Below are 24,397 nucleotides of genomic sequence, written 5' to 3'. Positions count from 1 at the left end.
TATTGCAGTTAATCATTTCAGGATTTGATAAAGTCAGCAACGACTTGATTAAATTTATCAGCTTCTTCCCAGAATAGCATATGACCGGAATTCTCAAAAAACTCCAGTTTTGCTTCTGGAATCTGCTCAGCAACATAGGCGCTGCCCTGCCAATCAAAGACAGCACTGTGTCGGGCCACGCAGACCAGGGTCGGAAGATTAATCAATGGCAACAAATCTCGCCAGTCCAGATTAGTGTGATCCCGCATGATTTCAATACGCACTTTCGGCGGACACTTTGATATCTCATCGGCGATAAATTTTACTTCTTCTGATGTCGGTTCATGATACAGACAGCCAAAGGCCAAGCCTTCTGCACTTTCTCGCGGAGCATACTCAATGGCACAACAGGTTCTGATGAACATTTCCACATCATAACAGCCATTTTGTCCCCATACCCAATCTGGGCCAGTGTATTGGAGCGGTGCCTGATCAACACAAACCAGTTTGCCAACCCGATGATTGCCAAATAATTCCAGATAACTCCACAGTACGGCAACCCCCATGGACCATCCCAGTACGGTGACATCTTCAACATCCAGTTGATCCAAAAGTTCTTTCACATCCATCGCATAACGAGAAATCCGGTGACTGTGTAAGACCTTTTCAGATTCACCATGCCCACGAAAATCCATTACTATTACCTGAAAATTTTCAGCCAGTACATCGCTGTTTTTTTTGAAAAACTGGGTTGTACAAGTCCATCCGGGAATCATTAGCAAAGGTTTTCCTTTGCCCTTTACCTCATAATATAATTCAACATGATCATTGGTAAAAAAAGTTGCCATAGCTTTCCCCCTATTATTAATTAATACCTTGCCTGCTTCCCGCTTCGCCATCTAATCAAACCGCTACTCTTTTTCCGATCACTCAGAAACGATCAGCCTCATTCGATACCAAAGTACGATGTTTCTGTTTTCAAGCTTTATACAAAATACTATTGATTATTATTATACCCAATCTGCAATAGTTTTCAATGGCATTTTAGCCAATTAATTTCATATTCATTAGACAATTATACAATAAGCACCTTCTGTCTTCGAACTTTTAAAATTATTGTTTAAATTTGCTACTGTTTTTTTAAAAACGAGGATTAAACAAATTCCTTGTTCTGGAAAGTTTGACTATATCAAGAGCACCATATATTTAAAAAAACCTAATAAAAAAACAACCAATATTTACTACTGATTGTTTTTTTATTATTATCGCCTGATTTCAAGCATCTTGACTTTTAAATCATTCTCCAGTTTTTCAAGCTCAACTTCCACTTCTTTTCGTTTCTGACGGCCTTCGGTCTGGATTCGCAACACCTCATCAAAGGTACTAATCAGAGACTCATTGGAAATCCGCAGCGTTTCAATATCGACAATGCCCCGTTCCGATTCTTTGGCGGTAGCAATGGATTCCATCTTCAGGGTTTCGGCATTTTTTCGCAATAATTCGTTAGTCATATTGGTGACTTCGCGCTGAGCCTTGGCGGCCTGTCCCGAATGAACGACTCCCAGGGCCAAAACCATTTGACTTTTCCATAAGGGAATGGTGTTGACAATCGAAGACTGGATTTTTTCAGCCATCAAGGTATCATTATGTTGAACCAGTCGGATTTGCGGCGCCATCTGAATCGAAATCATCCGGGTCAGTTCCAGATCATGAATTTTTTTCTCAAAGCGATTGCACATGGCTGACAAATCATTAACCGCCTGAGCATCCTCCGGTAATCCGCTGAGCTGTGAGCGTTTGATCAATTCCGGCAAATCTTTATTTTCGACTTCCTTGAGCTTCTTTTTGCCAGCCATGATATACATTGACAATTCTTTAAAGTAAGTTTTGTTGACGTCATAAAGTTTATCTAGCATGGCCACATCTTTTAAAAGCTGCATCTGATGTTTTTCCAGGGCTTCGGTAATCCGGTTGACATTGGTTTCGGCAGTCGCATAACGCGTCTGCATGGAGCTGAGCTTATTGCTGGTTTTTTTGAAAAAGCCCAAAAAACCTTTCTCTTCTTCCTCAATGTCAAAGTTTCGTAGTTCCATCACCATATCACCCAGCATTTTGCCGACCTCGCCCATGTCTTTAGTGCGGACATTGTTCAGGGCCGTTTCTGAGAAATCGGCAATTTTCTTCTGGGCTCCAACCCCAAACTGCATCACCAGGCTGGAATTAGTAAGATCAATTTTGCTGGCAAAATCATCCACCATTTTTCGTTCTTCCACCGTCAGTCGACTTTCGTCAAAAACTTCCCGTTCACCCTTAAGCTCCTGATGCACATTGGCCGTCATCACCTTTTCTTCTTCGAACGGGTCGAAGGTTAAAGTAGGGGTTGCCTGGGAATAATCATTCATATTGTCTTCCATCGCTATTCTCCTCGTCTTAATTAAGTTGATCCTTTCAAAGCTTTCATCAATTTAAAATATCATGGTGGGCTTTTCTGAATTCGGATCTTATTACTTCGTCTCTTGTTTTTTAAAATCTCTTTTGGTTAGACCTTCCTGGGCCAGCATCGTATTAAGCACCGAAATATCCGTTGAAACATCCATTGCCGTGTCTTCATAAAAACTATCCAACAAATTTTCAAAGGCGTGGCTGATGGTGTCCAGGGTATCTTCAATCTCTTTTTTAGTCGCTAAAATATTGGTGCCCTGAATAGGTTCTGCATCTAAATCCCGATAGACCGAAACTAGCTTTAAGGTGGTCGGCAGATAATAGCCCATAAACTTCCGAATTTCCGGCAATCCATCCGGATTTTCCTCAATAAATTCGAAGATTTTGGTGATCACTATTTCCAGTCGATCCAGTTTATGGGAGATTACTTCCCCTGCAATCGCCAGATTAGCTTCGTTAATTTTTCTGATGATATCCTGACCTTCGGCAATCACCTCATGAACCGCCTTCATTTCCGGATTTTCTGATTCCAGTTTCTTTTTCTGTTCCAACGCTTCCTGTTCACGGCGAGCTCTTTGTTCCTCAAGTTTCTTTCCTGCCTTAAGTTTTAAATGATTCTCATAAGCTTCATTACTAAGCAGTAAATATTCTTCCTGTTCATCAAACCGCCCCTCCGGGAACATCCCCAGGCTGATCATCTTACGCAGATCTTTTAGCACATATTTCTTGCTGCGCCCAATGGGCTCAGACAGTTCGGATATTCTACAAAATTGCCGTCCTTTCAGGCGACTGGCATACTGACGAAACCGTTTTACTCGTCCCCGCAGGTTTGACCCCTTTGCCGCCATCAGCGCACTAATCGTAAAAATCGGCAACAGGATTCCAACCCCGATCCCCATCAGTGGCATACTGGTAAACGCAAAACCAAATACCGATGAAAAAATAAGCAGTAGAAGTAGTGAAACACCAATGCCAATATTTCCAAATATCATCAATAACATGCCGGAAATTCGACCATGAGGCGATTTTGAAATCAGGTTATTGGGCCGTCTTTTGACGGGACTATAGGCATTTTGATAATTGTTTTTGGCAAGCATTTCCTTTGCCTGAGGTTTGTTCATTTTTTCCTGGGCTCTTCTGGCATTGGCCGCCTGCTTTCTGGTTTCCTGGTTGTTTTCCCGCTGCTGTCGCTGCTGCTCCTGCCAATACTGACCACTTCGCTTAACTTCATCCATGGCTCGAGCGACAGTCGCCGAAATGTTCTTGTTCAGTTCTTTAAACTCCTCCGAATTCAAGGCATCCTGAACAATATCCTTGATATCATTACCGATATTCGAATAATCTTTTTTTGTCATCGTTTGACCTCCCAAACATTGAATTAATTATATCTTATAAAATTTAAAATTTCAATTAGGAAACCATTTCCTGGCGCTATTCTTTAAGTAAATTCAAAATTTTTTTTGATTTTTCAACACAGGCGCCTTAAATCTAAAAAAGCTTGAACACATCAAGCTTTAAGCGGTCAAAAGATAACCAAACTGATATTAAACCAGTAGTCAGTATGAAAGTTTTGGCGAACTCTATCGTACCCGCGGTTTTTGCATGCACAGGGGCAGCTCCAAATGACATTGAGATAAGAGGTTTTCGTCAAATAGGATATCTCGAACTGTGCCATCTGCAAACACGCTGCCATGATGTAAAATAATCACCCGGTCACAAATATCAAGGGCCATATCCAAATCATGGGTGGCAATAACTTTGGTCATTTTCAGGGTGTCGAGGGTATTAATTACATTTCGTCTGGCCTGGGGATCAAGAAATGAGGTCGGCTCATCAAACAAAATAACCCGGGGATTCATGGCTAACACCGAAGCAATGGCAATGACCCGCTTTTCACCACCGGATAAACGATGAGGCATCCGATCCCGCAGATGAATAATCACCAACTGTTCCAAAACGTTGACCACCCGCTCTTCTACCACATGTTCATCGAGCAATTCATTTCGCGGACCAAAGGCAATGTCATCATAAACCTTTGTCATAAACAACTGATCATCCGGATTCTGAAAAACCATCCCGACTTTCCGGCGAATATCTTTCAGCGTTTTTTTCTCCACTGGCAAATCATCAACTATAATCGCTCCTTCTTTGATCTCAGAAATACCGATAATTAGCTTGAACAAACTGGATTTTCCCGCCCCGTTTGCTCCTACCAAGGCAATGCTCTCACCCTCTTCGATTTTTAGATTTACATCTCGAATAGCCTGATGGCCGTCGGGATAGGCATAATTCAACTTTTTTATTTCTAGCATTAAGAACTCCTCATTATAAAAAACTGCCGATAAACAGGCTCAGATCAAAAAATCGCATCAAACACAAAACACCAGCTACAAAAACCAGATACAACCAATCACCCTTATGAATCGGGCTTGGTTTAGCATAAAGATAATTACCATCATATCCACGACATTTCATGGCCACATAAATGCTCTCAGCCCGATCAAAACTTTTTAATAACAACTGCCCCACAAAGATACCCATGTCTTTCATTTTGATACCCTTGGAATCCGGTGCTCTTAAAATATAGGCTGTATACATATTTGAGACCTGCTCCAGCAACACCGAAATGTAACGATAAGTCAACATAATTTGTTCCACAATAATTTTGGGTACTTTAATCGATAATAATTGATAGGAAATTTTTGGCAATGAAGTTGTCGCAATCAGGATCAGCACCGCCATGACGGTAAATATCGTTTTAACCATAATAGACGTAAAGGAGATTAAACCATAACTGATCGGAACCGGTCCGAGCATCAATGCCAGTTGCTGATTAAAAATAATATTGGATAACCCCGCAAAAAAAGAAAAGGGCAAGGCGACCAATAGTCGCTTTAGCAAGGGTTTATAAGGTATTTCAGCCAAGGCCATTAAAATCACCGGATAGAAAGCAAACACCACCAGTCCGGTAATATTAAAAGGGTTGAACGAAATAACCAGCACCAGATAAAGCATCGTGGTAATCAGTTTGACCATTGGATGAAGACGATGGATGACGGTATTGCCATCGGCCATTTCCTCCAGAGAATTGATCGTATTCATTGAGTCGGTAATTGTTGACATTGAGACTACCTTTCAGTTAAATATTAAATAACCTCTGTTTATAAACAGAGGTTATTTAGAAAACTATTGTTAATGTTAACACATAAAGATTGCTATTTCAATTAGTAATAAATTGTCTAAGAAGCTTTTTCTTTTTTCCGTTTGATAGCATAAATCAGATAACCGGTGCCACCTGCCAGGATCAGCGTAATACCGGCCCCAACAATGCCAGAAACACTGGTTCCAGCAGCTGAACCGTCACCATCTGTTGATTTAAAACCATAATCGGGTAGGAAGGCGGTGCTTTCCTGAATACTTCCAGCACTGCTGTAAATATCACCATCTGCTTCGAGTTCGGCGGTTCCGGCCACATTTTCCATGGCCCATTCCAGACCATCGGGATTTGCTGATGCAAAAAGTGATAAACCGCCTCCCACAACGACAGCAAAGATCAGTAGCGTTCCTATTACTTTCTTAATGGAAATATTTTTAGGCAATTTTGTATTTTCAACCGATGATTCCAATAACTCCGGCCGCATTTTATATACAAAGACCAAAATTCCGCCGGTCACAATCCCTTCAACCAAACCAATGGCCAGGTGGATCGGAATCATTAAACCAACAAAGGTCATAAATGGTAATTCGGTAATTCCCGATGCCAGCGTTTCAAGCACTACTGAAAAGGCGCCTAACGATAAAGCTAAAACGACCGAAACAATCGCTGCCACGGTAATCCGACTCGGTGTCAGTCCTCTTTTTACAATCGGTTTAAAGACAAAGGGGTAAACCAGCAAACAGGCATAAAAACCCAAATTCCAGATATTTGCGCCTAAGGCCAAAAGCCCACCATCGGCAAAGAAGAGTGCCTGAATCAGCAATACCGCAGTGAGGGTTAAAAATGCGGGAAAGGGTCCCAATAGGGCTGCCAGTAAAATCCCGCCACCAATATGTCCACTGGAACCAGTCCCCGGAATAGTGAAATTAATCATCTGTCCGGCAAAGATCACGGCCCCCATAACACCCATTAATGGGATCTTTTTTTCATCTAAATCGTCTTTACATTTATACGCCGAATAGGCGATTGCTCCGGCGCTCGCCGCAAGCATGATTCCTCCAACTGCTGGAGAAACTAAAGCATCTGCCATGTGCATAATAAAACCTCCTCAAAGTTTAAAAAACCAAACAAAAAAACACGAAGTACACCTCCTGAGTTTCAACTCTGGAGATACCTTCATGGCATCATTTTTGCATCATAAAATTTGATTCGTATCCTGCACTTCAATGCGAAATACTAGCTAAATTATAACTCACTTGTCTATATATGTCAAGAAATAATAACGGGAGTCTGTCGTTTTTATCGGCAGACTCCGCCTACTCAGTACCACTTAATCTAGCGTCTCCGCTTCGGTGGCTGATTGGATGATCTACTGTTGGAGCCGTTTTGCTTTTTCTTAATTTTAATTTTTTTGTACTTAATATTATTCTTGCGCATAAACTGGACAAACATGATCCGCAAAATAGCAAGTAGTATCATGATCACAATGATGGTCACATACCAGTAAAGAATTGGATAATCCATCCAGTTTCGGGCTTTCATGGCTTTGACTGCGTACAGTGGCGCCGTCTCTACTAAGGTTTCGCCATTGTAAACCTGTAGTTCACCAAGCTGCTCGCCTTCCTTGATATCTGCTTCCAGATTTGCCAGGGTCTCATCACCAATCATCTTTGTTTCATCCCATTTAACTTTGGCCGTGTAGTTAGCCTGATCCGTCTGGGGTGCCGCCGTAATCAGCGCCTCATTTGTTTTATATTTCAATTTATTGCCATCAAACACATGATAGTTGACTACCTGCACAACCCGGTCTTCATCCTCCGGATCCGACCATTCAAGCAGTTCATATTCTTTAACCACCGCATTAATGGTGTCGCTTGCTTCGCCAAAGACAACCGCCTGATCAGCATTGAGAATAACGCCAATCATTTTCTTATCATTACCTTCCCCTTCAAAAACCAGGCACTTATTTGCTTCTTCAGTAAAACCGGTCTTCCCACTGGTTGCGTAACCGTTAAAAACCGGATTGGCCCCCGATAAACCATTGATAACCCGAAACTCCTCCGACAACTCATTAAAATTGGTATAAAGCAAGAGGTTGGTATTATTCCACTTGTGTTTGGTTTTGTTAGTTTGCACCTCATGAACCTTGGCCCGGGTAATGGCTTTGATCGTCGTCTCATCAAAGGCCGTTTTAGCCAGAATCAGCATATCGGCGGGCGTTGTAAAATGATTATCATTGTGTAATCCGTGAGGATTCGTGTAATTGGTGCCGGTCATCCCCAGATCTTTGGCTTTCTGATTCATGGCAGCGATAAAGGTTTCATACGCTTTATCCGAGCTGATAGAACCGTCCCCGGCAATCCTTCTGCCAATGTTCACAGCGATGGTTTCTGCCGCATCATTTCCGGAGGGCAGCAACAAAGCATAAAGCAGTTCGTTAAGGGGCAACACCTCTTCTTCTTCAAGACCAGCGTTGCTGCTGTCCTCATCCAAATATGAAATCTCATCACCTACAGTAATGTTTTCGTTGAGATCACCGTTCTCGATGGCCACCAACGCGGTCATCAATTTGGTTGTACTGGCAGGATAGAATTTTTCATCTTGCTTTTGCGCAAAAAGAATATCGCCGCTATTCACTTCATAAATAACCACACCCTCATCAGCACCATAGGCAGGCAAACCCGCTGCCATAACAGCAGATGTACAAAAGACCAGGCTAAGTATCAACAATAGTCCTATTTTTCTTTTCATATCCCCTCTCCCCTCAAAACTGCTATTTGATATAGCGGGTCACTTTAAACAATTCCTTTTCATCATTAATTGCTTCTTCACTGCCTAAAACGCAGATGGCATTTTTAGCCAGCACTGCCGCAATCATTTCTCCATAACTCTTTAATTGTTCAACAGTGGTTTCTAAAATTTCTTCCCGCTCTTTTTGTAGATCAGCGGCGGTCACGCCGCTGAAAAAGAAGTTATCCGCAATTTCACCTTTCACTGAGGCACTCAGCGGTACATCCTTGCTGCTGATCGTTCCGATGATATATTTTTCCAGCTCACGCTTAGAGAGGTCTAACTGGTTAATATAATCAATCACACCCTGATAAGCTTCAAAGGTCTTTTTAAGTTTTGGGTCCCGGTAGGATCCGAAATACAGGTCTCCGCTCCGTCCGATGTTCATAAAAGCACCGTAGGCGCCACCCTGAACCCGAACCTTGTTCCATAAATAATCCATCGACAGAAGGCCTTTTAAAACCAGTTGAGAGCCGGTGTATTGGTAGCCTAAAGCTCTAATATTATAGCCTTGCGAAACATATTGAATCTTAGCTGCCGTTAAAAAACCTTCGTTGGCAATTTCAGTCTCAAAAGCAAAAGCGTTTTTTACCAGTATTTTCGGAGCCAGTCCCGACACATAAGCGCTCAGAGCGACCAAAGTCTGATCCCGAATTTCTTCGGTGCCGGTGATGCTAATCAGTGGTTTTTTGTTGTTGAAAACCAAGGTGGCAATGCTGGCCAGCTTTTCCGTCAGCGCTTCAAATCGCTCATCAAAATTTGCGTCCAGATCCGCAATAAAACGATAGAACTCAATGCCGCCAAATTCTTCAAACAGCCGCGCTGACTGAGAATAGTAGGACTGCAGTCGTTGCACACCAACCACATGGCCAGCGGTTAAAAATTGAGTTTCCTTATGGGTCTTTATTTCCCGGATCATATCGTGGATCAGATTTTTTTCCTGATAGCGGGTCTTCGTCATCACATCGGTCATAATCCGAATCAGGGTCGGGATCTTTTCAGCAACTGCTTTGCCTTTCACATAGCAATTAGAGGTGAAATCCCCAAAGTGATGAACATCATCATAGGACTCAATCCCGAAGGACAGACCGCCGGTATGAATTTCAATCTCCTGACTCAGTCTTCGAAAATCCATCGTTTCAGTGCTGAGACTACCGAGCATTTTACACATCAGCGATAAATATTTAAGATCTTCCTGGGGCAACTCGCTGTAATCAAAATAAAGTTTTAAATAGGAAATTCCACCCGTAAAACCAGGATGAAACAGCAGTGTAGTATCCAGCACTTCGGTCACTTCCAGGGGATAGGTTCGGCCGGTGCGGCTGATATCTGAAAGCGATAATTTGGGAATTTTTTCCAGATCATCCGGGGCATCCTCTTCATTTTGTTTCTGCATCAGGGTTTGCGTTTCGTCAACCAGGGCCTTAAGTTCTTCTGGGGTCAGACTGGTTTTAAACGCCGCCAATTTTTCTGCTAATGCCTGATCGGCGTTTCCCTGCAGGGTATTGTCCGGTACAATGGTCACTAGCGTTTGGTGGGTATTGTCAATTAGCATCCGTTTAAGCAGTTTTTCGAAGTAGCCGTCTTTCCAGTTGTCTTTGAATTTTTTAAAAGCTTCCTTGTATTTAAGATAAGCAATCGGGTCATCACCATAGAGCCAGTCATCCATCATTTCAATCCCATAAATTAGACCTTTGGGATAAGAACCATACTCCCCTTCAATATGGGAGAATTCATGGATATTAATGCCCGCTTCGACACTGAGAGGATCCAGACCATCTGTTACCAGCTTATTTAACACCGACTCCACCGTGCTGACAAATAAGTCGCGATGTTTTTCCTCAGTATTTTTAAGGACAATCGAAAAATAAGGCTGTCTGAGGGAACTACTAAAATGATAGCTGACGTCTTCAGCAATTTTTAAATCCAGCAAAGCTTCTTTTAACGGTGACGAATTATTATTCAATAAGATATGGGAAAGAATATCAAAAGCCAAAGCATCTTCATGGGATAATTTGTCTCCCAATACCACAGAAAGGGCCAAATAGTCTTTGTTTTCCAGGGATTCTTCCTTCGATACACCATAGGAGGTCCGCAGTTCTGTCCGATTTTTAAGCAACGGCTGAACCGTGATCTCACTATCTACCACCTGTTTTTCAAAGCCACTGAGATACTCATCATTTAAATATTTCAAGTGCGTCCGGACATCCCCGTCGCCATAGAGATAAATATAGCTGTTGGAGGGATGATAGTATTTTTTATGGAAACCCAAGAAATCTTCATAGCTCAATTCTGGAATCACATCCGGATCCCCGCCGGATTCAAACCGGTAGCAGGACTCAGGATAAAGGGATTCGAAAATTTTATTTTGGAGCAATTCCTCCGGATTGGAGAAAGCGCCCTTCATTTCATTATAAACTACCCCATTGTAGATAATTGGATCATCGGCATTTTCAATGTGATAATGCCAGCCTTCTTGCAAGAAGGTATAGGGGTTTTCATAAATATTAGGATAAAAAACCGCATCCAGATAAACATCCATCAGATTCATAAAATCTTTAGCGTTGGTACTGGCAATCGGGTACATCGTTTTATCAGGATAGGTCATGGCATTGAGGAAGGTGTTAAGCGACCCTTTAGCTAGCTCCACAAAGGGTTCCTTGACCGGATATTTTTTTGATCCGCATAAAACCGAATGTTCTAAAATATGGGGCACCCCAGTGCTGTCGGTGGATGGTGTCCGAAAGCTGATCGAAAAAACCTTATTATCATCATCTGCCGATATATAAACTAATCGGGCTCCGGTTTTTTCGTGGACAAAGGTTCGGGCAAAGCCATCTATTTCATCCACAAATTCTTCTTTATTCAAGATAAACCCATGGATATTTTCTTCCAGTTTAAACATTTTTTGCTGTTGTTCTTTTAATTCTTTTTTCAAATGTCACTCCTCTTCTCTTCGTATTTATTCGATTATTCCATTTTTCTTGAGATATTCCTTCATTTTCTGTTCATAGCCCATTTCTGTCGGTTCATAAAAATGGGTGCCCACCAGATCATCCGGAAGATATTGTTGTTCAATGTAGTGCCCGGGAAAATTATGAGGGTATTGATAGGTCATCCCGCGACCCAGTTTTTTGCTGCCGGAATAATGGGTGTCCTGCAAATGTGCCGGGACATTGCTGTTTGAGACATGTTTTACCGCGTCAATGGCCGCATCCACCGCCAGATAGGAGGCATTGCTTTTGGGCGCACAGGCCAAAAAAACGACTGCCTGAGCCAGATTAATCCGGGCTTCCGGCATGCCAATAAAGGCAACCGCATCGGCAGCGGCCATCGCCACGGTCAAGGCCATCGGTTCGGCATTGCCAATGTCCTCAGAAGCCGAAATGACAATCCGACGGGCAATAAACTTGGGGTCTTCTCCCGCCGTGATCATTTTAGCCATCCAGTAAAGTGCCGCATCCGGATCGGAACCCCGGATACTCTTGATGAAGGCTGAAATCGTATCGTAATGATTATCACCATTTTTATCATAGTGAACGGCTCGCTGCTGAATGCACTCCTGAGCCGTTTCCAAATCGATCACAATAACGCCGTCGGCGTTTTTATCCACCGTTAAAATCCCCAGTTCCAGAGCATTCAAGGCCCGGCGAACATCGCCATTAGCGACCTCGGCAAAATGATTGAGGGCGTCTTCATCACATTTAATCTTCATCACCCCGTAACCCCGGTCACGGTCTTCAATAGCCCGTTTTATCACGTCACGAATGTCTTCCGGAGTCAGATTATAAAACTCAAAAATGGTGGAACGGGACAACAGCGGCGAGTTGATTTCGAAATAGGGGTTTTCAGTGGTGGCCCCAATCAGGGTCACCAACCCTTTTTCGACACTGGGTAAAAGGGCATCCTGCTGGGCCTTATTAAAGCGATGGATCTCATCAATAAAGAGGATCGATTTTTTATTATAAACACCCAGATTATTCTTCGCTTTATCCAATACCTCAGTGATTTCTTTTTTTCCTGAGGTGACCGCATTCAGCTCATAAAACACCGCATTGGTACGGTTGGCAATAATTTTTGCCAATGAAGTTTTGCCGGTACCCGGCGGTCCATAAAACACCACCGAGGACAATTTATCGGCTTCAATCAGCCGATACAAAAGTTTCCCCCGACTAATGATATGCTGCTGACCGACAAATTCTGCCAATGTCTGGGGTCGCATTCTTACCGCCAGGGGAGCATTATCCGCAATTTGTCCTTCATAGTTCTGGTTAAAAAAACTTTCCTGCATAATGTCCTTTCACGATAGCGTTTTAATTATAAAACGCTCGGGGTTTTTAATTACCGGTTCGTTTCAATCACTGCTATTTCTGCCTGACTTAACTCAAAATAGTCATAGAACCATCTGTCGATTTCAGCAAGAATCTTGCCTGATTCTAAAGCGCTTCCATTTTTCTTTAAGTCTACAATTTTATCATAAGTATCTTTAAAAACCTTAATTGTATCCTCTTTAATATCGGGTATTCCTAACCGTAGCAGGGTGTTTGGATAATACTCATAAAGTTTATCCCCCAATTTTTTTCCGTAGGATTTAAAATAATAATTATACAACCGGCTGTTTAACAGCATCACCAGAAATTCCTCAGTGACCTGATGGTAAAGCCGCGGTTTAAGAATCATTCCGTAAACATCGGCACTGAAATAGCATTTATTCTCATCGATCGCAAAACGATTCTGGGTTGCCTTATAGGGGAAAATAATTTTTCGTCCTTCAAAATGATCCGGATCCCGACCCCACTGAAGCTTATACCAGGCCAGCTTACCGTTTTTGCATTCCCGACGGTTTTTAAGTTTTTCCCGGTGTTTTTCCAGATGCGCGACTACCTCCGGGTACAAATCAATGGCCCCAATCCGATTGGTATAGAGGATTTTCTTTTGGGGGCTTGTTATCTGGTAAGCCCTCACATCCTTATTTTTAATCCAGGATTTTAATAACGCCGGGTCAAAGGCACAAAGTGTCGGATCAGTTTGTTCAAAGATAAAGGCCTTGTCATTGCCGGTAATAATGCCCTGAAAACTCTGCACTACATTATCCAGGGTAAAGGGTGTTTTTTTCTCAATTTTTTCTATAATTCCCTGCATAACTGGCGAATAAAGACGCCATGAATCATCACTGAGCTGGGCTTGCAGTAGTTCAAATGACTCATAAAGATCACCTTGCCAATTGTTTTGATTAAGTGATTGGATCAGTTTTGGGTAGCTTTCAGGTTTATGGCTTTTGATGAAAAAGCGTTTAACTTGAATGGTTTGCCCCTCATCAATCTGTGTCTTTTTCACTAGCTTAATAATAGCCGGATCAACCCCAACCCCTTCAATAACCCGTAACCCATTAAAATCGATGACCTCCTGGATTGCAAAAGCTTTCCTGATAAAGACCCGTAACGGTTTTCCGTAAAAGGCTTCAACAAAATAACGGGAAGTGATATGAATTAATTGTCCTCCGGGCTTTAGCAGTTCCCAACCCCGGTAAATAAAACAATAGGAAAGATCGCCCTTGTCTCGGTATACCTCACCGTAGCGGTTTTTGAGCAGCTTCATATAGTCGGTCTGGATTTCCTTGTGACCCACATAAGGCGGGTTCCCAATTACCACATCCACCGATTGAGGGTTTATTAATTCTTCGGTAAGAATATCCCCACAAATAACCCCCAGGGGGTTAACATATTCACTTCCTTTTAAGGTTAGGATCAGCCGAGTCACAAGACAGGCAATGGAATCCCGATCCACGCCCAGCAGACAGGTTTCCAGGAGCTGGCGATGCTGCGTTTGTCTTTCGCATGGACTCAATTCGCCATTTTTTAAAATAATCGTGTCATAAATTGCACTTAACAGAGATCCGCTCCCACAAGCCGGGTCCAAGACCCGGATTTTTTCTAATTTGTCCCCCACTTCGTATGTACCAAGCACATTGGAAGCCATATAAGTAGCGATGTTTTCTGGGGTATAGAAGATACCGTGGTTTTTCTTATGATTGATTAGCAGACTTGCTTCGTAAAGGCTGCCAATCAGCCTCGGATTCTCTCCTGCCAAGGATGGTGCTGCGGTGGTTAAATCACTGACCCAATCCCAAACTTCGTTCCCAATCGGTTGGGGGTCTATCTGCTCTTGCTCCCAGAAAGACACCTGAAGGGGCTTCCCCTGCCAGAGTCCCAGGATATAATCAAGGGTAAAATTCTTTTTGATATCCTTCTGATGGACTTCAAAATCAAGGCGCTGATTATCTACCAGATATTTTAACACAATGCACTTAAGCAAAAAAAGCACGTTGGCAGGTTGCTCCTCAGCCAGGTAATTATATCGATTAATAAATTGTGTCAGCTTATCTGAAATCTCCTGAAACTTCATTAAAACCTCTTTCATTTAATTGATGTTCGTCTCACCAGGTTATTATAACATCATTTGCCTGAAAAAGATAAGAAAAAGGCTGAAATAAACGATTTAGAAAATACACCATGTCGCCAGAAGTAATGGTAACACGCGCTAATATTAATTTACAACATAAAAAAAACGGCCGTCAATAGCCGTTTCTGAAAATCCTAAATGGTGCGAGAGACGGGAGTCGAACCCGTACGCCTTGCGACACACGCCTCTGAAACGTGCTTGTCTGCCAGTTCCAACACTCTCGCATAAGTCATTTTGAACACCACTATAGAATACACTCTTTTGAGTGTATTGTCAAGGTCTGAGTACATCTTTTTTTAAGCCAGCTAATTCAATCCTCATAACAAAAGAAACAGACTCAGCCCAATCTGAAAAATCAAAAGAATCGGAATCCCCCAGGAAAATAAAAAGTGCTTTGTTTTATGATGAAACACCCGCATTCCGATAAATCCACCGATAGAACCGCCAAGCAGACATAAACCAAGTAGGGTTTTTTCAGGAATCCGCCAGGCCTCCTTTTTCGAACGCCTCTTGTCATTCCAGAAAAAGACAAAGGTAATCAGATTAATGATGGTCAGGTAGCTTATCAAATAACTCATTTGGCATTATTTCCTTTATTCATAGAATGATTTTCCATTCAGTTCGATATTTTCGCCTAAGACATATATGATACTTTTACCAATCGGATGATCATCCAACGTATAAAAATGCAAATTAATACAAAGCATTGGCATACTTTCATCAATTAAAAGTCTATTTGATATGTACTTATTGGGATAATCCATTGTGACTTCAATTGTTTTTTTTACTTCATAGCTATTAAAGATCCGATTCATAATGGCAATGTTTTTCTCTGCCTTTTTTTCAACCCCTTCAGTAAGATAGTGACCTTTCAGAAATAATGAGTCAATACTATAACCCACTGGCATTGAACCTGAAAAATACATCCGTCTAATCTCCAGTGTTTTTAATTCCCGTCGTTGCCCTTTTATTTGTGCCACCGAAATTAAAATATCCTCTATCTCGGTATCAGTTATTTCTTCATTGATACTATTTTCGAGAGAAAAATTAATTAAGAACAAATCTTTTTCCCGTTCCTTAACAAAGGTACCCACTCGCTCAATGGATATCAAATATCCTTTATTTACAAGCGTTGCCAAGCTCTTACGTACAGTTACACCACTTGTATGATACTTTTCTGCCAATTCCTGATTTGTCGGTAGTTTTTCATTCGGCTTAAGTAAGCCACTTTTTATATCTAGAAGAATATCTTTCTCAATCCGCTCGTATATTTTCACTTTTCCTCACGATCCTCATCTATTATTCTTGGTGAGAATTTCCACGAATGCAACACCACTCTCTTTTTATAAACAGTTGCCGATAACCCATTGGCTCATCATCATCCAAGATTTTTTGAGTTATTTGCATAACTGGGGTTCCTACAGGTATTTTAAGTATTTTCGCAATATTTAATTCACAATTAACACCAGAAACATTCATTTTTCCCTGCATCTGAAAGAGCCTATTCTTTTGTGATAATATTTCACTGAAACTGGTGTATTCAAAATTATCGTTCCATACTGTTATCCCCGGGAAGTATGGAATGTACTGGATATCATACGCAATTGGCTTTTCGTCATTAAGCAAAACCCAACGTATATAAACAACTCGGGCATCCGGTGCTATTCTGAGATGATAAACTAAGTCAATGGTTGGTTTTATAATTTCCGAACCTAAGAGTTCAACCCTTTGGTATGGTTTCATTAATAGATTTTCCGTTTTTAATGAAATGAGATATTTATCATTGTGTTTTTCCAGAACAAAATTTCCTTTGCCAGGGATTGAGTATATATAACCTTCATCAATTAGCTTTGAAATTGCGTTACGAACCGTGATACGACTGACTCCATATTCATCAGCCAATGTATTTTCTGGGGGAATCGCAGAATTAACTGGATAAAAGCTCTTATGAATCTTATATTTGATATTCTCAGCAATATCTTCATATTTATGATTGATAATCATCGCCTCCTTCATTTATCCAGTTTTTACATTGTTTAACACCTTCATATACATCATTTGCAAAGGCATCCACACCGGTATATTCAATCGCCTGACGATGAGTTGAGAGTCCGCCAACGATTATTTTAACTTGGCCTCTAATCCCAGCTGCGACAAGTTTTTCATTAACTTCTTTAATATATCTAACTCCTTCCGCTAAAATTGAGCTAATCGCAATAATGTCTGGCTTACGATTGATGGTTTCATTTAATATCTCTTCCGCAGTTACATTAATACCCATATCAATTATTTCAAAATTAGACATTAAAGCTGCACTCTTGAAAATCGACTTTCCAATATCATGCAAATCTCTTTCGATGGTGCAAAGCAAAATTCTGCCAATTGGTTCTTCTGATTCTTCATTAATCAATTTTAAACTTGGTAATTTTAAAACCTCTTCAAAAATAATACCAGCCATCATCAAATCAGTGACTCCGTATCGTCCTTCTTCAAAAAAACGACCAATTTGATCCAACCCGCGTTGAATTGCCTCGATAATCTGAGCTTGAGAAGCACCTTCACGAATGGCATAATTCACAAGTTTCAGGACTTTTTTTTCCTCTATTTTTTTCATTGCCTCAATGATACTATTTAAAGTAGAAGCACTGGCAGGATTTTTAATCGATATATTCATCTGGTAAATAACCTCTTAATATTTTAATTTGATCTTTTGTTGGGGCAGAAAATTCAAAACTATTCAATCGTCGTTTTATTTCCTCATCAGTCTCTTTTAACATTTCTTCTCTTGTTTTTCCTTCTCCAAAACCACGTTTTGGGTATTGCTTGCGTATTAATTTAAGATTCCTTGAGGAAATATAATTACCTGTTGATCCGGCTCTTAAAATTTCATCCGTCATAACCGTAACATCGTTAATATCCATCCCTTTCAAAAAGTCTTTAAGGCTTAGATACATGTATTCATCTAAGATATACTTATTATAATTAATAGTTCTGAGTGTATCTTCCATCCCAAAGCTATGCATCAAGCAGTCAACTTCAGCAAGCAAACTCGATAAAAGGTTCATACCACTCTCAAAACCACTTTGATAATCCAGGTATTTTGAGTCTGTAAATGTACCCCCGGCCCGAAATGGAATTTGATAATATTGAGCCATCCCCTTTGCCGCAAGAGTAAACAACCCAGTTGCTGAGCTTCCCACTGATGTTTCAGCATTGAAAGGATCAACCCCGAATAATGGAAGTCCATATATTATCGGTAAACCCGGGCTTTGTATCTGAGCAAAAACGATACCAGCTAGAATCCCCGCGTTCGCTAATAATAAATTTCCACCGGGCGTGGGAGGTGCTGTTAATCCACTTAATCCACTTCCACAGGCAATCATCAAGGGTTGATTCTCTTCACAATGGACCGTAATAACTTCCGTTGTCGAGTGCCCCATGATCATAGGCGATGATACATTCACATTGCCAAGAACTACTGGCTTGTTTCTGATCCCATGGTATTTTTGAACCATCTCTATACATCTACGCGAGTCTTCCTTCCCACCTACAACAGAAAGACTTGGTTTATCTGAATATTTTAAAATCATCGCTATACGGTAACTATTCCTTTGATCCAAAGGAATATCGAAGGGTTCTACGGTGTAAGGACAAGCCATACTGATATTATCATTAAGCTGATTCAGTTTTGTAAAGTTGAGATAATCATTTCGTGTCCCTAATGCAATCTGTTCATTCCTGGACACAGTTGTTCCGCCATAAGGCGGCAACGTACATATTTCTCCCTTTCCTACCACTACTCTCCTGCTGCTTGAATAAATTGGAAATGCCCGGGGAACCAGTTTAATACTTTCTTCAATCAGATGAGAATCAATAAAAACTTGTTTGCCTTGTACTCTTGCACCCGCTTTTCGAAAAACATCAAGTGCCTCTTTCGAAAAAACTGTGATTCCCATCGTTTTTAACAATTTTAACGATTGTTCGTGAATGAGATCACATTCTTTTTTCGAAATACTAAGCGTTAATTTCATGATCACTACCCCCTGCATTTCCTCAATTAAACACTTCTTTAGATTATATCATAACAACTTCGGTTTGTTTACCATTTCACCATGATAATTTTCTGTCGCTATCTAGCCTATCATCGTTTTCGGCTGTGATGATAATGCCTTGGATTTGGCCATTATGCCATCTAAAGAACTTAATAGAAGTCTTGTTTTAATTATAAAATGAAACAAGCTGTATGACATATGGTTTAAAATTTCTTATAAATAAGTTATACCACCCTTTTTTCAATTGCAAACGCTAGGGAAACCTTATTGTCAACATTAATATTTTTAATACGCTTCTAATTCCTAATCTGCATGCCGAAATATTTCTTCCGTAATCGCTTCTCCTGGAGCTAATCGGATAAACCGTTCATCTTTGCAACCGCTTACCATCTCATCCAAAATACGAATATTTCCGGTAGTCTCATTGACTTTCAATCCTAATTTTTCAGCCATTGCGTCGCATTTATCTTTATCTTCCTTAGTTTCAACGCCAGTATGGATAAACAATAGATATTGATAATTTTTAAACATTGCCCTGGCAATTTTCAAAGCTCGTTTTTCGCCATATTTTTCTTTTATCCGATCATGTTCATAGCCAATTCCATCTTCGCCCCAAAGCCAGCCCTGAGAAACAAAGTAAGATGAGCAGCGCAGTGCTCCAAGATCGGTGTGATCATACAAAATCATCGCAATGCAGTCATCAACTCTGGGTATTACCAAAGAACATGATTTTGCCTGAATATCAACCAGTGCTTTTCCGCACAAGCCATAACATAGATAGATTATATCAGCATCTGTTTCAGCATCAATTGCATTTTGTATTTCAGTATGAAGCAGTTCCGGCGTGTTGTGGAGTTGCTCTTTAAGCCAGCGATATTCAAGATCTGGACAATCAAACATTGCTTCAATTTCCTTTTTTAAAACACTGCAGCCAATCATAACTTTTTTCATTTTTATACCCTTTCCTTGATACTCCCTGTGTACTTCTAACGTCGTTATCCAATATTAATTCTGTTTGCTTTATTGTTGTAACTTGAATACCCCTACCATCTGCTTGAGCATTTCAGCCTGACCGGATAATTCTTCGCTGGCCGCCGCGCTTTCTTCGACGGTGGCGGAATTAGTCTGCACCACTTGGGAAACCTGTTCAATCCCCTGGGTGATCTGAGCAATTTCGGACGCCTGATCATTGGAAGCCCGGGCAATATTACCCACTAAGCTGGTGACCTTTTCAATTTCATTCAAGATCTCTTTGAGGCTTTCGGCGGTTTCATCGGCAATTTTTGTGCCCACGCCAACCTTCTCAATGGAGCCTCCAATCAGACCGGTGGTTTCTTTTGCGGCTTCGGCACTTCGGGCGGCCAGGGTTCGCACTTCTTCGGCGACGACCGCAAAACCCTTACCGTGCTGACCGGCCCGGGCTGCTTCCACGGCGGCATTAAGGGCCAGAATATTGGTCTGGAAGGCGATGTCGTCAATCACCTTAATAATCTTGGAAATGCTCTTGGATGATTCGTCAATATCACCCATAGCAATAATCATTTTTGTCATTTGGCTATTGCCCACTTCGGCATTTTTCCGAACCCGCACAGCCAGTTCATTGGCATCATTGGCCCGGAGGGCATTCTGTTTGGTTTCATCGGCCACTTCTTCAATGGAGGCCGTGAGTTCCTGGATCGAGCTGGCCTGTTCAGTGGTGCCCTGAGCCAATGCCTGGCCGCCATCGGAGATCTGTCGAGCCCCCATTTCCACTTGAACGGCGGCCACATCAATCTCGGCCATGGTGCTACTCAAGCTGGAACTGATGCCATTGAGTGCCGCTTTGATGGCCCGGAAATCTCCGGTGTAACTGGACGTTATTTCCTGGTCCAGATTTCCCTGGCTGATTTCTTCCAGCATGCTGGTAATTTCACCGACATAGCGCTTCAAATTAGCAATGGTCTGGTTCATGTCTTTTTTGATGATGGCATGATCCCCCTGATAATCGCCTATCATGATAGTATTGAGATTGCCCTCTGCCAGCTCTTTCAGAGTTTCTGAGGCTTCATTGATGGGCCGAATCAACGCTTCCAAAGTTTGGTTAAAACCTGCAATCACCTTGGCGTACTCACCTGCAAACTTATCCGGATCGCCTCTGAAACTGAGATCACCGGCCACGGCTGTTTGTGCCATCATCTGGGTCTCTTCAACCAGGGTTCTGATATTTTCCATCATCCCAATCAGACTGGGTACCAGATCATCCTTTTCGCTGCGCTTGCCAATGGCTTTCAAGTCCTCTAAATCGCTAAGGTCGCCGACTTCAATATGATTAGCAATATCGACGATTCCCAGCAGTTGGCTGTGGACCGAATTAATTTCTGCTCCAATTTGACCATAAATACCCTGATATTGTTGCTCAATTTTCTCACTTAAGTCGTTTCGACTCATTAAATCAAGCACTCGATTGCCTTCTTTTAGAGCACCTAATCCTTCAATACAAGCGTTGATGCTCTGTTTCAGGTTATCATACTCGCCAGCATAGGTTGTCGTTATTTTCTCCGGAATCTCGCCCTGACCGATCTTATCCAGGTATTCGGCGGTGATCTGAAGTGGTCCCACGACGGCATCGAAAGTCGCATTGACCCCTTCGACAATACTCCGAAATCCACCTTCAAATGCTTCGGCATTTCCTCTTTTTTGTAATTCTCCCGCCACGGCAGCCTGGGACAAACCCGTCGACTCCTGGATCAGATTCCGAATTGTTTCAATGGTTTGTTTCAGGGCCGGGTTGATTTCATCTTGTTCATCGGTAATATCGATATTGGCCGAAACATCCCCTGCTGAAATCTGCTTCATGGTTCCGATCACGACATGTTGTAAATCATCAGCAAACTCATCCATCACCGCAGCCATTTCGCCAATTTCATCTTGCGAATCAATGTTTAAACGCATCCCCAGATGGCCTTTGCGCATTTCTTTGATCATCCGATTCACATTCAAAATCGGTTTGGTGATCGAATTAGCGATTTTATAAAGGATCATCGCCAACACCATAAAAATAATTAGACCGGCAAGGGCAATCAGCAGGATATTTTTAGTGATGGTAGCCTGAACGCCCTTCATTGAATAGCCAATGTTTAATGCCCCCTGAAGTTCCCCATTGACGACTACCGGATAGACAATATCATAGACATTGACATTCTCATCCTCATAAAAATACTCTGAGGCATTCCTTTCGCCATCAATGGCGACCTTCTTAATCGCTTCATCATCTTGATAGCTTTTCCCGATATCGTTGCTGTCACTGTCGGCCACAGCAATCAGATTTTTATCAATAAAGCTTGCAAAGACAATGCTATCATCCGATGCCAGTTCATCAATGAGGGCCTGATAGCCAAACTTTCCGGTTAATTCCAGCACTCGAGTGGCCGAAACCCCGACCTGGACAAACTCCCCGGTGTTGCTTTTCAGATAACCGTATTTGAAGGATTTCTCACTGTCTGTATTCTTTCTGATATCTTCCATCAACTCCGGTGCGCCGCTGATCATATAATTATGGATAGGATCGCCCGGCTCGGCCTTCCAGCCCAGATATTCACCATTGGCAGCATTGATAATCTCCCCAGATGGATTATACCAATAGATATGATCGATCCCGGTTTGCGTGGCCAGCTGGCTCAGATAAGCATCGTTGATAGCACCGCGATTACCAATGATAACATTTCCAACACTGCGAATCTGGTTTTCTAGCATTTCGTTCATGGTTCTAACGGCCTCGGTGTTATCTTCAATCCGATCCACAAATCGCTGTGACGACGTGAAACCATTTCGCTCCATTTCGGCAAATAGACTGTTTCGGGTTAAATACGAAGAAATGCCACCAATCATTACTACCCCTGCTAATACACAGATCAGTGGGATGATCAATAGTTTTACCTGAATTGACTTAAATTTCGGAATTCTTTTGTTGCTCTCCATACCAATTTTCCTTTCGCTTACATCCAACCTTTTTCAATGCTCACTAACCATGTCTATGGCAAGTAGAAGCATCGTTAATCCTGTACTAATTTAGTCTTTTGTTTCTTTTTGCAATCCTTGATATAAGGAGATACACATCAGAATAATGATAATCAAAAATGGCAAAGCCATGATAATTGAGGTATTACGTATCGCTACCAGGCCCCCGCTGAAAAGCAAAACAATTGCTATCAACGACAGTAGGATGCCCCAGATCATTTTAATTTTAGTATCTGGATTCAAATCCCCATTTCTTGCGAACATGCCAATCACAAAGGTTGCTGAATCGGCGGAGGTAACAAAAAATGTTATAATCAACAAAGTTGCAATTATTGATATTACATTTCCTAATGGCAATTGCGCCAAAGTGGCAAATAATCCAACGGTGATATCATTAGTAACCTGAGCAACAATGTCAACGCCCTCGAATATTTCGAAATATAAGGCCGTGCCCCCAAATACCGTAAACCAGAAACAACAAAAAACGGCTGGCAGAATAACTACACCCAGAACAAATTCCCTGACGGTCCGCCCCTTCGAAATTCTGGCGATAAAGGTTCCCACAAATGGCCCCCAGGACAACCACCAGGCCCAATAGAAAATCGTCCAGGTGCCGATCCAGGGATCTTTTTTTAAGGGTGATAGAGCCAGGCTCATCGATAAAATATTCTCGATATAACCGCTGATACTCACAAAAAAAGTGTCGATAATAAATATGGTTGGTCCAAATATCAATACAAACAGCAAAAGCAACACGGCAATAATAATATTGGTGTTGCTGAGTATCTTAATACCTTTATTTAATCCTGTTGCTGCGGAAGTCAAAAACAAAATTGTGATAACCACAATAATAACAACCTGCGTGGTGATTGTATTGGGAATATTAAACAACGTATTCAATCCGCCATTCACCTGTAAAGCCCCCATCCCCAACGAGGTGGCAACCCCAATTACGGTTAGAATTAACGCCAGAGTATCGATGAAATAGCCTATTGGCCCCTTGATCTTTTCTCCCAACAATGGGTATAGGGTTGAACTGATCAGACATGGCAGTTTTTTTCGAAAGGTAACATATGCCAGTGCCAATCCCACGATGGCATAGATCGCCCAGGGATGAAAACCCCAATGTAAAAAAGTGTAGCGAAACGCCATCATCGCTGACTGCGTCGAGGACGGTTCAATCCCCATCGGCGGTTGAGCATAATGAAAAACCGGTTCAGCAACACCCCAGAATACTAGCCCGATCCCCATTCCTGCGCTAAAAAGCATGGCAAACCAGGAAAAATTCGAGTACTCTGGACGATCATCATCACCCCCCAGACGTATTTTTCCATATTTTCCAAAAGCTAGAAACAAGGCAAAAAGCAAAATTCCCAGACCGGTTGCCAAATACAGCCAGCCCAGGTCATTGGTGATCAATCCGAACAAACCATTCGTAAATGCTAATAAAGCCTCTGGAAACAAAAATCCAAATCCCAAAAAAAGCAAAAGAAAGACCAGTGAAGCATAAAATACCATT

The 24,397-nt window shown here is 41.7% G+C and carries 18 protein-coding genes and 1 tRNA gene; all 19 read right to left on the bottom strand.

Going from position 1 to position 24,397, the window contains the following annotated elements:
• Positions 1-17: 17 nt before the first annotated feature.
• The 19 genes from U2P91_RS08500 to U2P91_RS08410 all read right to left on the bottom strand — a co-directional run bounded on the left by U2P91_RS08500 (position 18) and on the right by U2P91_RS08410 (position 24,396).
• Entirely contained in the window at positions 18-827 is an 810-nt protein-coding gene (locus U2P91_RS08500; RefSeq protein WP_111889511.1) for an alpha/beta fold hydrolase, read from the bottom strand.
• A 414-nt stretch (positions 828-1,241) separates the two neighbouring features.
• A complete protein-coding gene (locus U2P91_RS08495; protein ID WP_111889510.1) occupies positions 1,242-2,393 on the bottom strand; it encodes a toxic anion resistance protein in 1,152 nt (383 codons plus the stop codon).
• A 90-nt stretch (positions 2,394-2,483) separates the two neighbouring features.
• A complete protein-coding gene (locus U2P91_RS08490; RefSeq protein WP_111889509.1) occupies positions 2,484-3,776 on the bottom strand; it encodes a 5-bromo-4-chloroindolyl phosphate hydrolysis family protein in 1,293 nt (430 codons plus the stop codon).
• Positions 3,777-4,001: 225 nt separating this feature from the next.
• Positions 4,002-4,733, bottom strand: a complete 732-nt coding sequence (locus U2P91_RS08485; RefSeq protein ID WP_322519439.1) for an ABC transporter ATP-binding protein — start codon at positions 4,731-4,733, stop codon at positions 4,002-4,004.
• Between the two features lie 13 nt (positions 4,734-4,746).
• Positions 4,747-5,544 (bottom strand): cobalt ECF transporter T component CbiQ, encoded by a 798-nt coding sequence (gene cbiQ, locus U2P91_RS08480; protein ID WP_111889507.1) that lies wholly within the window; start codon positions 5,542-5,544, stop codon positions 4,747-4,749.
• A gap of 116 nt (positions 5,545-5,660) precedes the next feature.
• Positions 5,661-6,674, bottom strand: coding sequence for an energy-coupling factor ABC transporter permease (locus tag U2P91_RS08475; RefSeq protein WP_322519438.1), 1,014 nt, complete (start codon positions 6,672-6,674; stop codon positions 5,661-5,663).
• 239 nt (positions 6,675-6,913) lie between these two features.
• Complete coding sequence (locus U2P91_RS08470) at positions 6,914-8,329, bottom strand: D-alanyl-D-alanine carboxypeptidase family protein (RefSeq protein WP_111889505.1); 1,416 nt, start codon at positions 8,327-8,329, stop codon at positions 6,914-6,916.
• A gap of 22 nt (positions 8,330-8,351) precedes the next feature.
• Positions 8,352-11,306, bottom strand: coding sequence for an insulinase family protein (locus tag U2P91_RS08465; protein WP_322519437.1), 2,955 nt, complete (start codon positions 11,304-11,306; stop codon positions 8,352-8,354).
• A 24-nt stretch (positions 11,307-11,330) separates the two neighbouring features.
• Positions 11,331-12,659 carry a replication-associated recombination protein A gene (locus U2P91_RS08460; RefSeq protein WP_111889504.1) on the bottom strand — a complete coding sequence of 443 codons (1,329 nt, stop codon included), beginning with the start codon at positions 12,657-12,659 and terminating at the stop codon, positions 11,331-11,333.
• Between the two features lie 50 nt (positions 12,660-12,709).
• Positions 12,710-14,773: an Eco57I restriction-modification methylase domain-containing protein gene (locus U2P91_RS08455; RefSeq protein WP_322519436.1), complete on the bottom strand. Its 2,064-nt coding sequence runs from the start codon at positions 14,771-14,773 to the stop codon at positions 12,710-12,712.
• A gap of 196 nt (positions 14,774-14,969) precedes the next feature.
• A tRNA-Leu gene (locus U2P91_RS08450) sits at positions 14,970-15,054 on the bottom strand.
• A gap of 93 nt (positions 15,055-15,147) precedes the next feature.
• Entirely contained in the window at positions 15,148-15,408 is a 261-nt protein-coding gene (locus U2P91_RS08445; RefSeq protein WP_322519435.1) for a DUF1294 domain-containing protein, read from the bottom strand.
• Between the two features lie 15 nt (positions 15,409-15,423).
• Positions 15,424-16,107 carry a GntR family transcriptional regulator gene (locus tag U2P91_RS08440; protein ID WP_111889501.1) on the bottom strand — a complete coding sequence of 228 codons (684 nt, stop codon included), beginning with the start codon at positions 16,105-16,107 and terminating at the stop codon, positions 15,424-15,426.
• A gap of 22 nt (positions 16,108-16,129) precedes the next feature.
• Complete coding sequence (locus tag U2P91_RS08435) at positions 16,130-16,834, bottom strand: GntR family transcriptional regulator (protein WP_162624561.1); 705 nt, start codon at positions 16,832-16,834, stop codon at positions 16,130-16,132.
• Entirely contained in the window at positions 16,818-17,504 is a 687-nt protein-coding gene (locus U2P91_RS08430) for a cobalamin B12-binding domain-containing protein (RefSeq protein ID WP_322519434.1), read from the bottom strand. The genes U2P91_RS08435 and U2P91_RS08430 overlap by 17 nt, the downstream gene beginning before the upstream one ends.
• The gene (locus U2P91_RS08425) at positions 17,488-18,861 is read right to left on the bottom strand and encodes a trimethylamine methyltransferase family protein (protein WP_322519433.1); all 1,374 of its coding nucleotides are present in this window, start codon (positions 18,859-18,861) and stop codon (positions 17,488-17,490) included. Before U2P91_RS08425 ends, U2P91_RS08430 begins: the two co-directional genes overlap by 17 nt.
• Before the next feature lie 324 nt (positions 18,862-19,185).
• Positions 19,186-19,833, bottom strand: coding sequence for a DUF1638 domain-containing protein (locus U2P91_RS08420; RefSeq protein ID WP_322519432.1), 648 nt, complete (start codon positions 19,831-19,833; stop codon positions 19,186-19,188).
• 69 nt (positions 19,834-19,902) lie between these two features.
• On the bottom strand, positions 19,903-22,839 hold the full coding sequence (locus tag U2P91_RS08415; protein ID WP_322519431.1) for a methyl-accepting chemotaxis protein: 2,937 nt from the start codon (positions 22,837-22,839) through the stop codon (positions 19,903-19,905).
• A gap of 90 nt (positions 22,840-22,929) precedes the next feature.
• Positions 22,930-24,396 carry a glycine betaine uptake BCCT transporter gene (locus U2P91_RS08410; protein WP_111889495.1) on the bottom strand — a complete coding sequence of 489 codons (1,467 nt, stop codon included), beginning with the start codon at positions 24,394-24,396 and terminating at the stop codon, positions 22,930-22,932.
• Position 24,397: the final 1 nt, after the last annotated feature.

The sequence above is a fragment of the Acetobacterium sp. K1/6 genome (genome assembly GCF_034438075.1).
Classification (GTDB): Bacteria; Bacillota; Clostridia; order Eubacteriales; family Eubacteriaceae; genus Acetobacterium; species Acetobacterium carbinolicum.
The sequence above is the reverse complement of the archived record's forward strand: the minus strand, read 5'-3'. Positions and strand labels throughout refer to the sequence as shown.

Bases quoted from the DNA above. Each gene is read 5' to 3' on its own strand.
- U2P91_RS08455 (WP_322519436.1), bottom strand. From the start codon at position 14,773: ATGAAGTTTCAGGAGATTTCAGATAAGCTGACACAATTTATTAATCGA.
- U2P91_RS08410 (WP_111889495.1), bottom strand. From the start codon at position 24,396: ATGGTATTTTATGCTTCACTGGTCTTTCTTTTGCTTTTTTTGGGATTT.
- U2P91_RS08470 (WP_111889505.1), bottom strand. From the start codon at position 8,329: ATGAAAAGAAAAATAGGACTATTGTTGATACTTAGCCTGGTCTTTTGT.
- cbiQ (WP_111889507.1), bottom strand. From the start codon at position 5,544: ATGTCAACAATTACCGACTCAATGAATACGATCAATTCTCTGGAGGAA.
- U2P91_RS08475 (WP_322519438.1), bottom strand. From the start codon at position 6,674: ATGCACATGGCAGATGCTTTAGTTTCTCCAGCAGTTGGAGGAATCATG.
- U2P91_RS08425 (WP_322519433.1), bottom strand. From the start codon at position 18,861: ATGAAATTAACGCTTAGTATTTCGAAAAAAGAATGTGATCTCATTCAC.
- U2P91_RS08420 (WP_322519432.1), bottom strand. From the start codon at position 19,833: ATGAAAAAAGTTATGATTGGCTGCAGTGTTTTAAAAAAGGAAATTGAA.
- U2P91_RS08485 (WP_322519439.1), bottom strand. From the start codon at position 4,733: ATGCTAGAAATAAAAAAGTTGAATTATGCCTATCCCGACGGCCATCAG.
- U2P91_RS08500 (WP_111889511.1), bottom strand. From the start codon at position 827: ATGGCAACTTTTTTTACCAATGATCATGTTGAATTATATTATGAGGTA.
- U2P91_RS08490 (WP_111889509.1), bottom strand. From the start codon at position 3,776: ATGACAAAAAAAGATTATTCGAATATCGGTAATGATATCAAGGATATT.
- U2P91_RS08435 (WP_162624561.1), bottom strand. From the start codon at position 16,834: ATGATTATCAATCATAAATATGAAGATATTGCTGAGAATATCAAATAT.
- U2P91_RS08445 (WP_322519435.1), bottom strand. From the start codon at position 15,408: ATGAGTTATTTGATAAGCTACCTGACCATCATTAATCTGATTACCTTT.
- U2P91_RS08415 (WP_322519431.1), bottom strand. From the start codon at position 22,839: ATGGAGAGCAACAAAAGAATTCCGAAATTTAAGTCAATTCAGGTAAAA.
- U2P91_RS08460 (WP_111889504.1), bottom strand. From the start codon at position 12,659: ATGCAGGAAAGTTTTTTTAACCAGAACTATGAAGGACAAATTGCGGAT.
- U2P91_RS08430 (WP_322519434.1), bottom strand. From the start codon at position 17,504: ATGAATATATCGATTAAAAATCCTGCCAGTGCTTCTACTTTAAATAGT.
- U2P91_RS08495 (WP_111889510.1), bottom strand. From the start codon at position 2,393: ATGGAAGACAATATGAATGATTATTCCCAGGCAACCCCTACTTTAACC.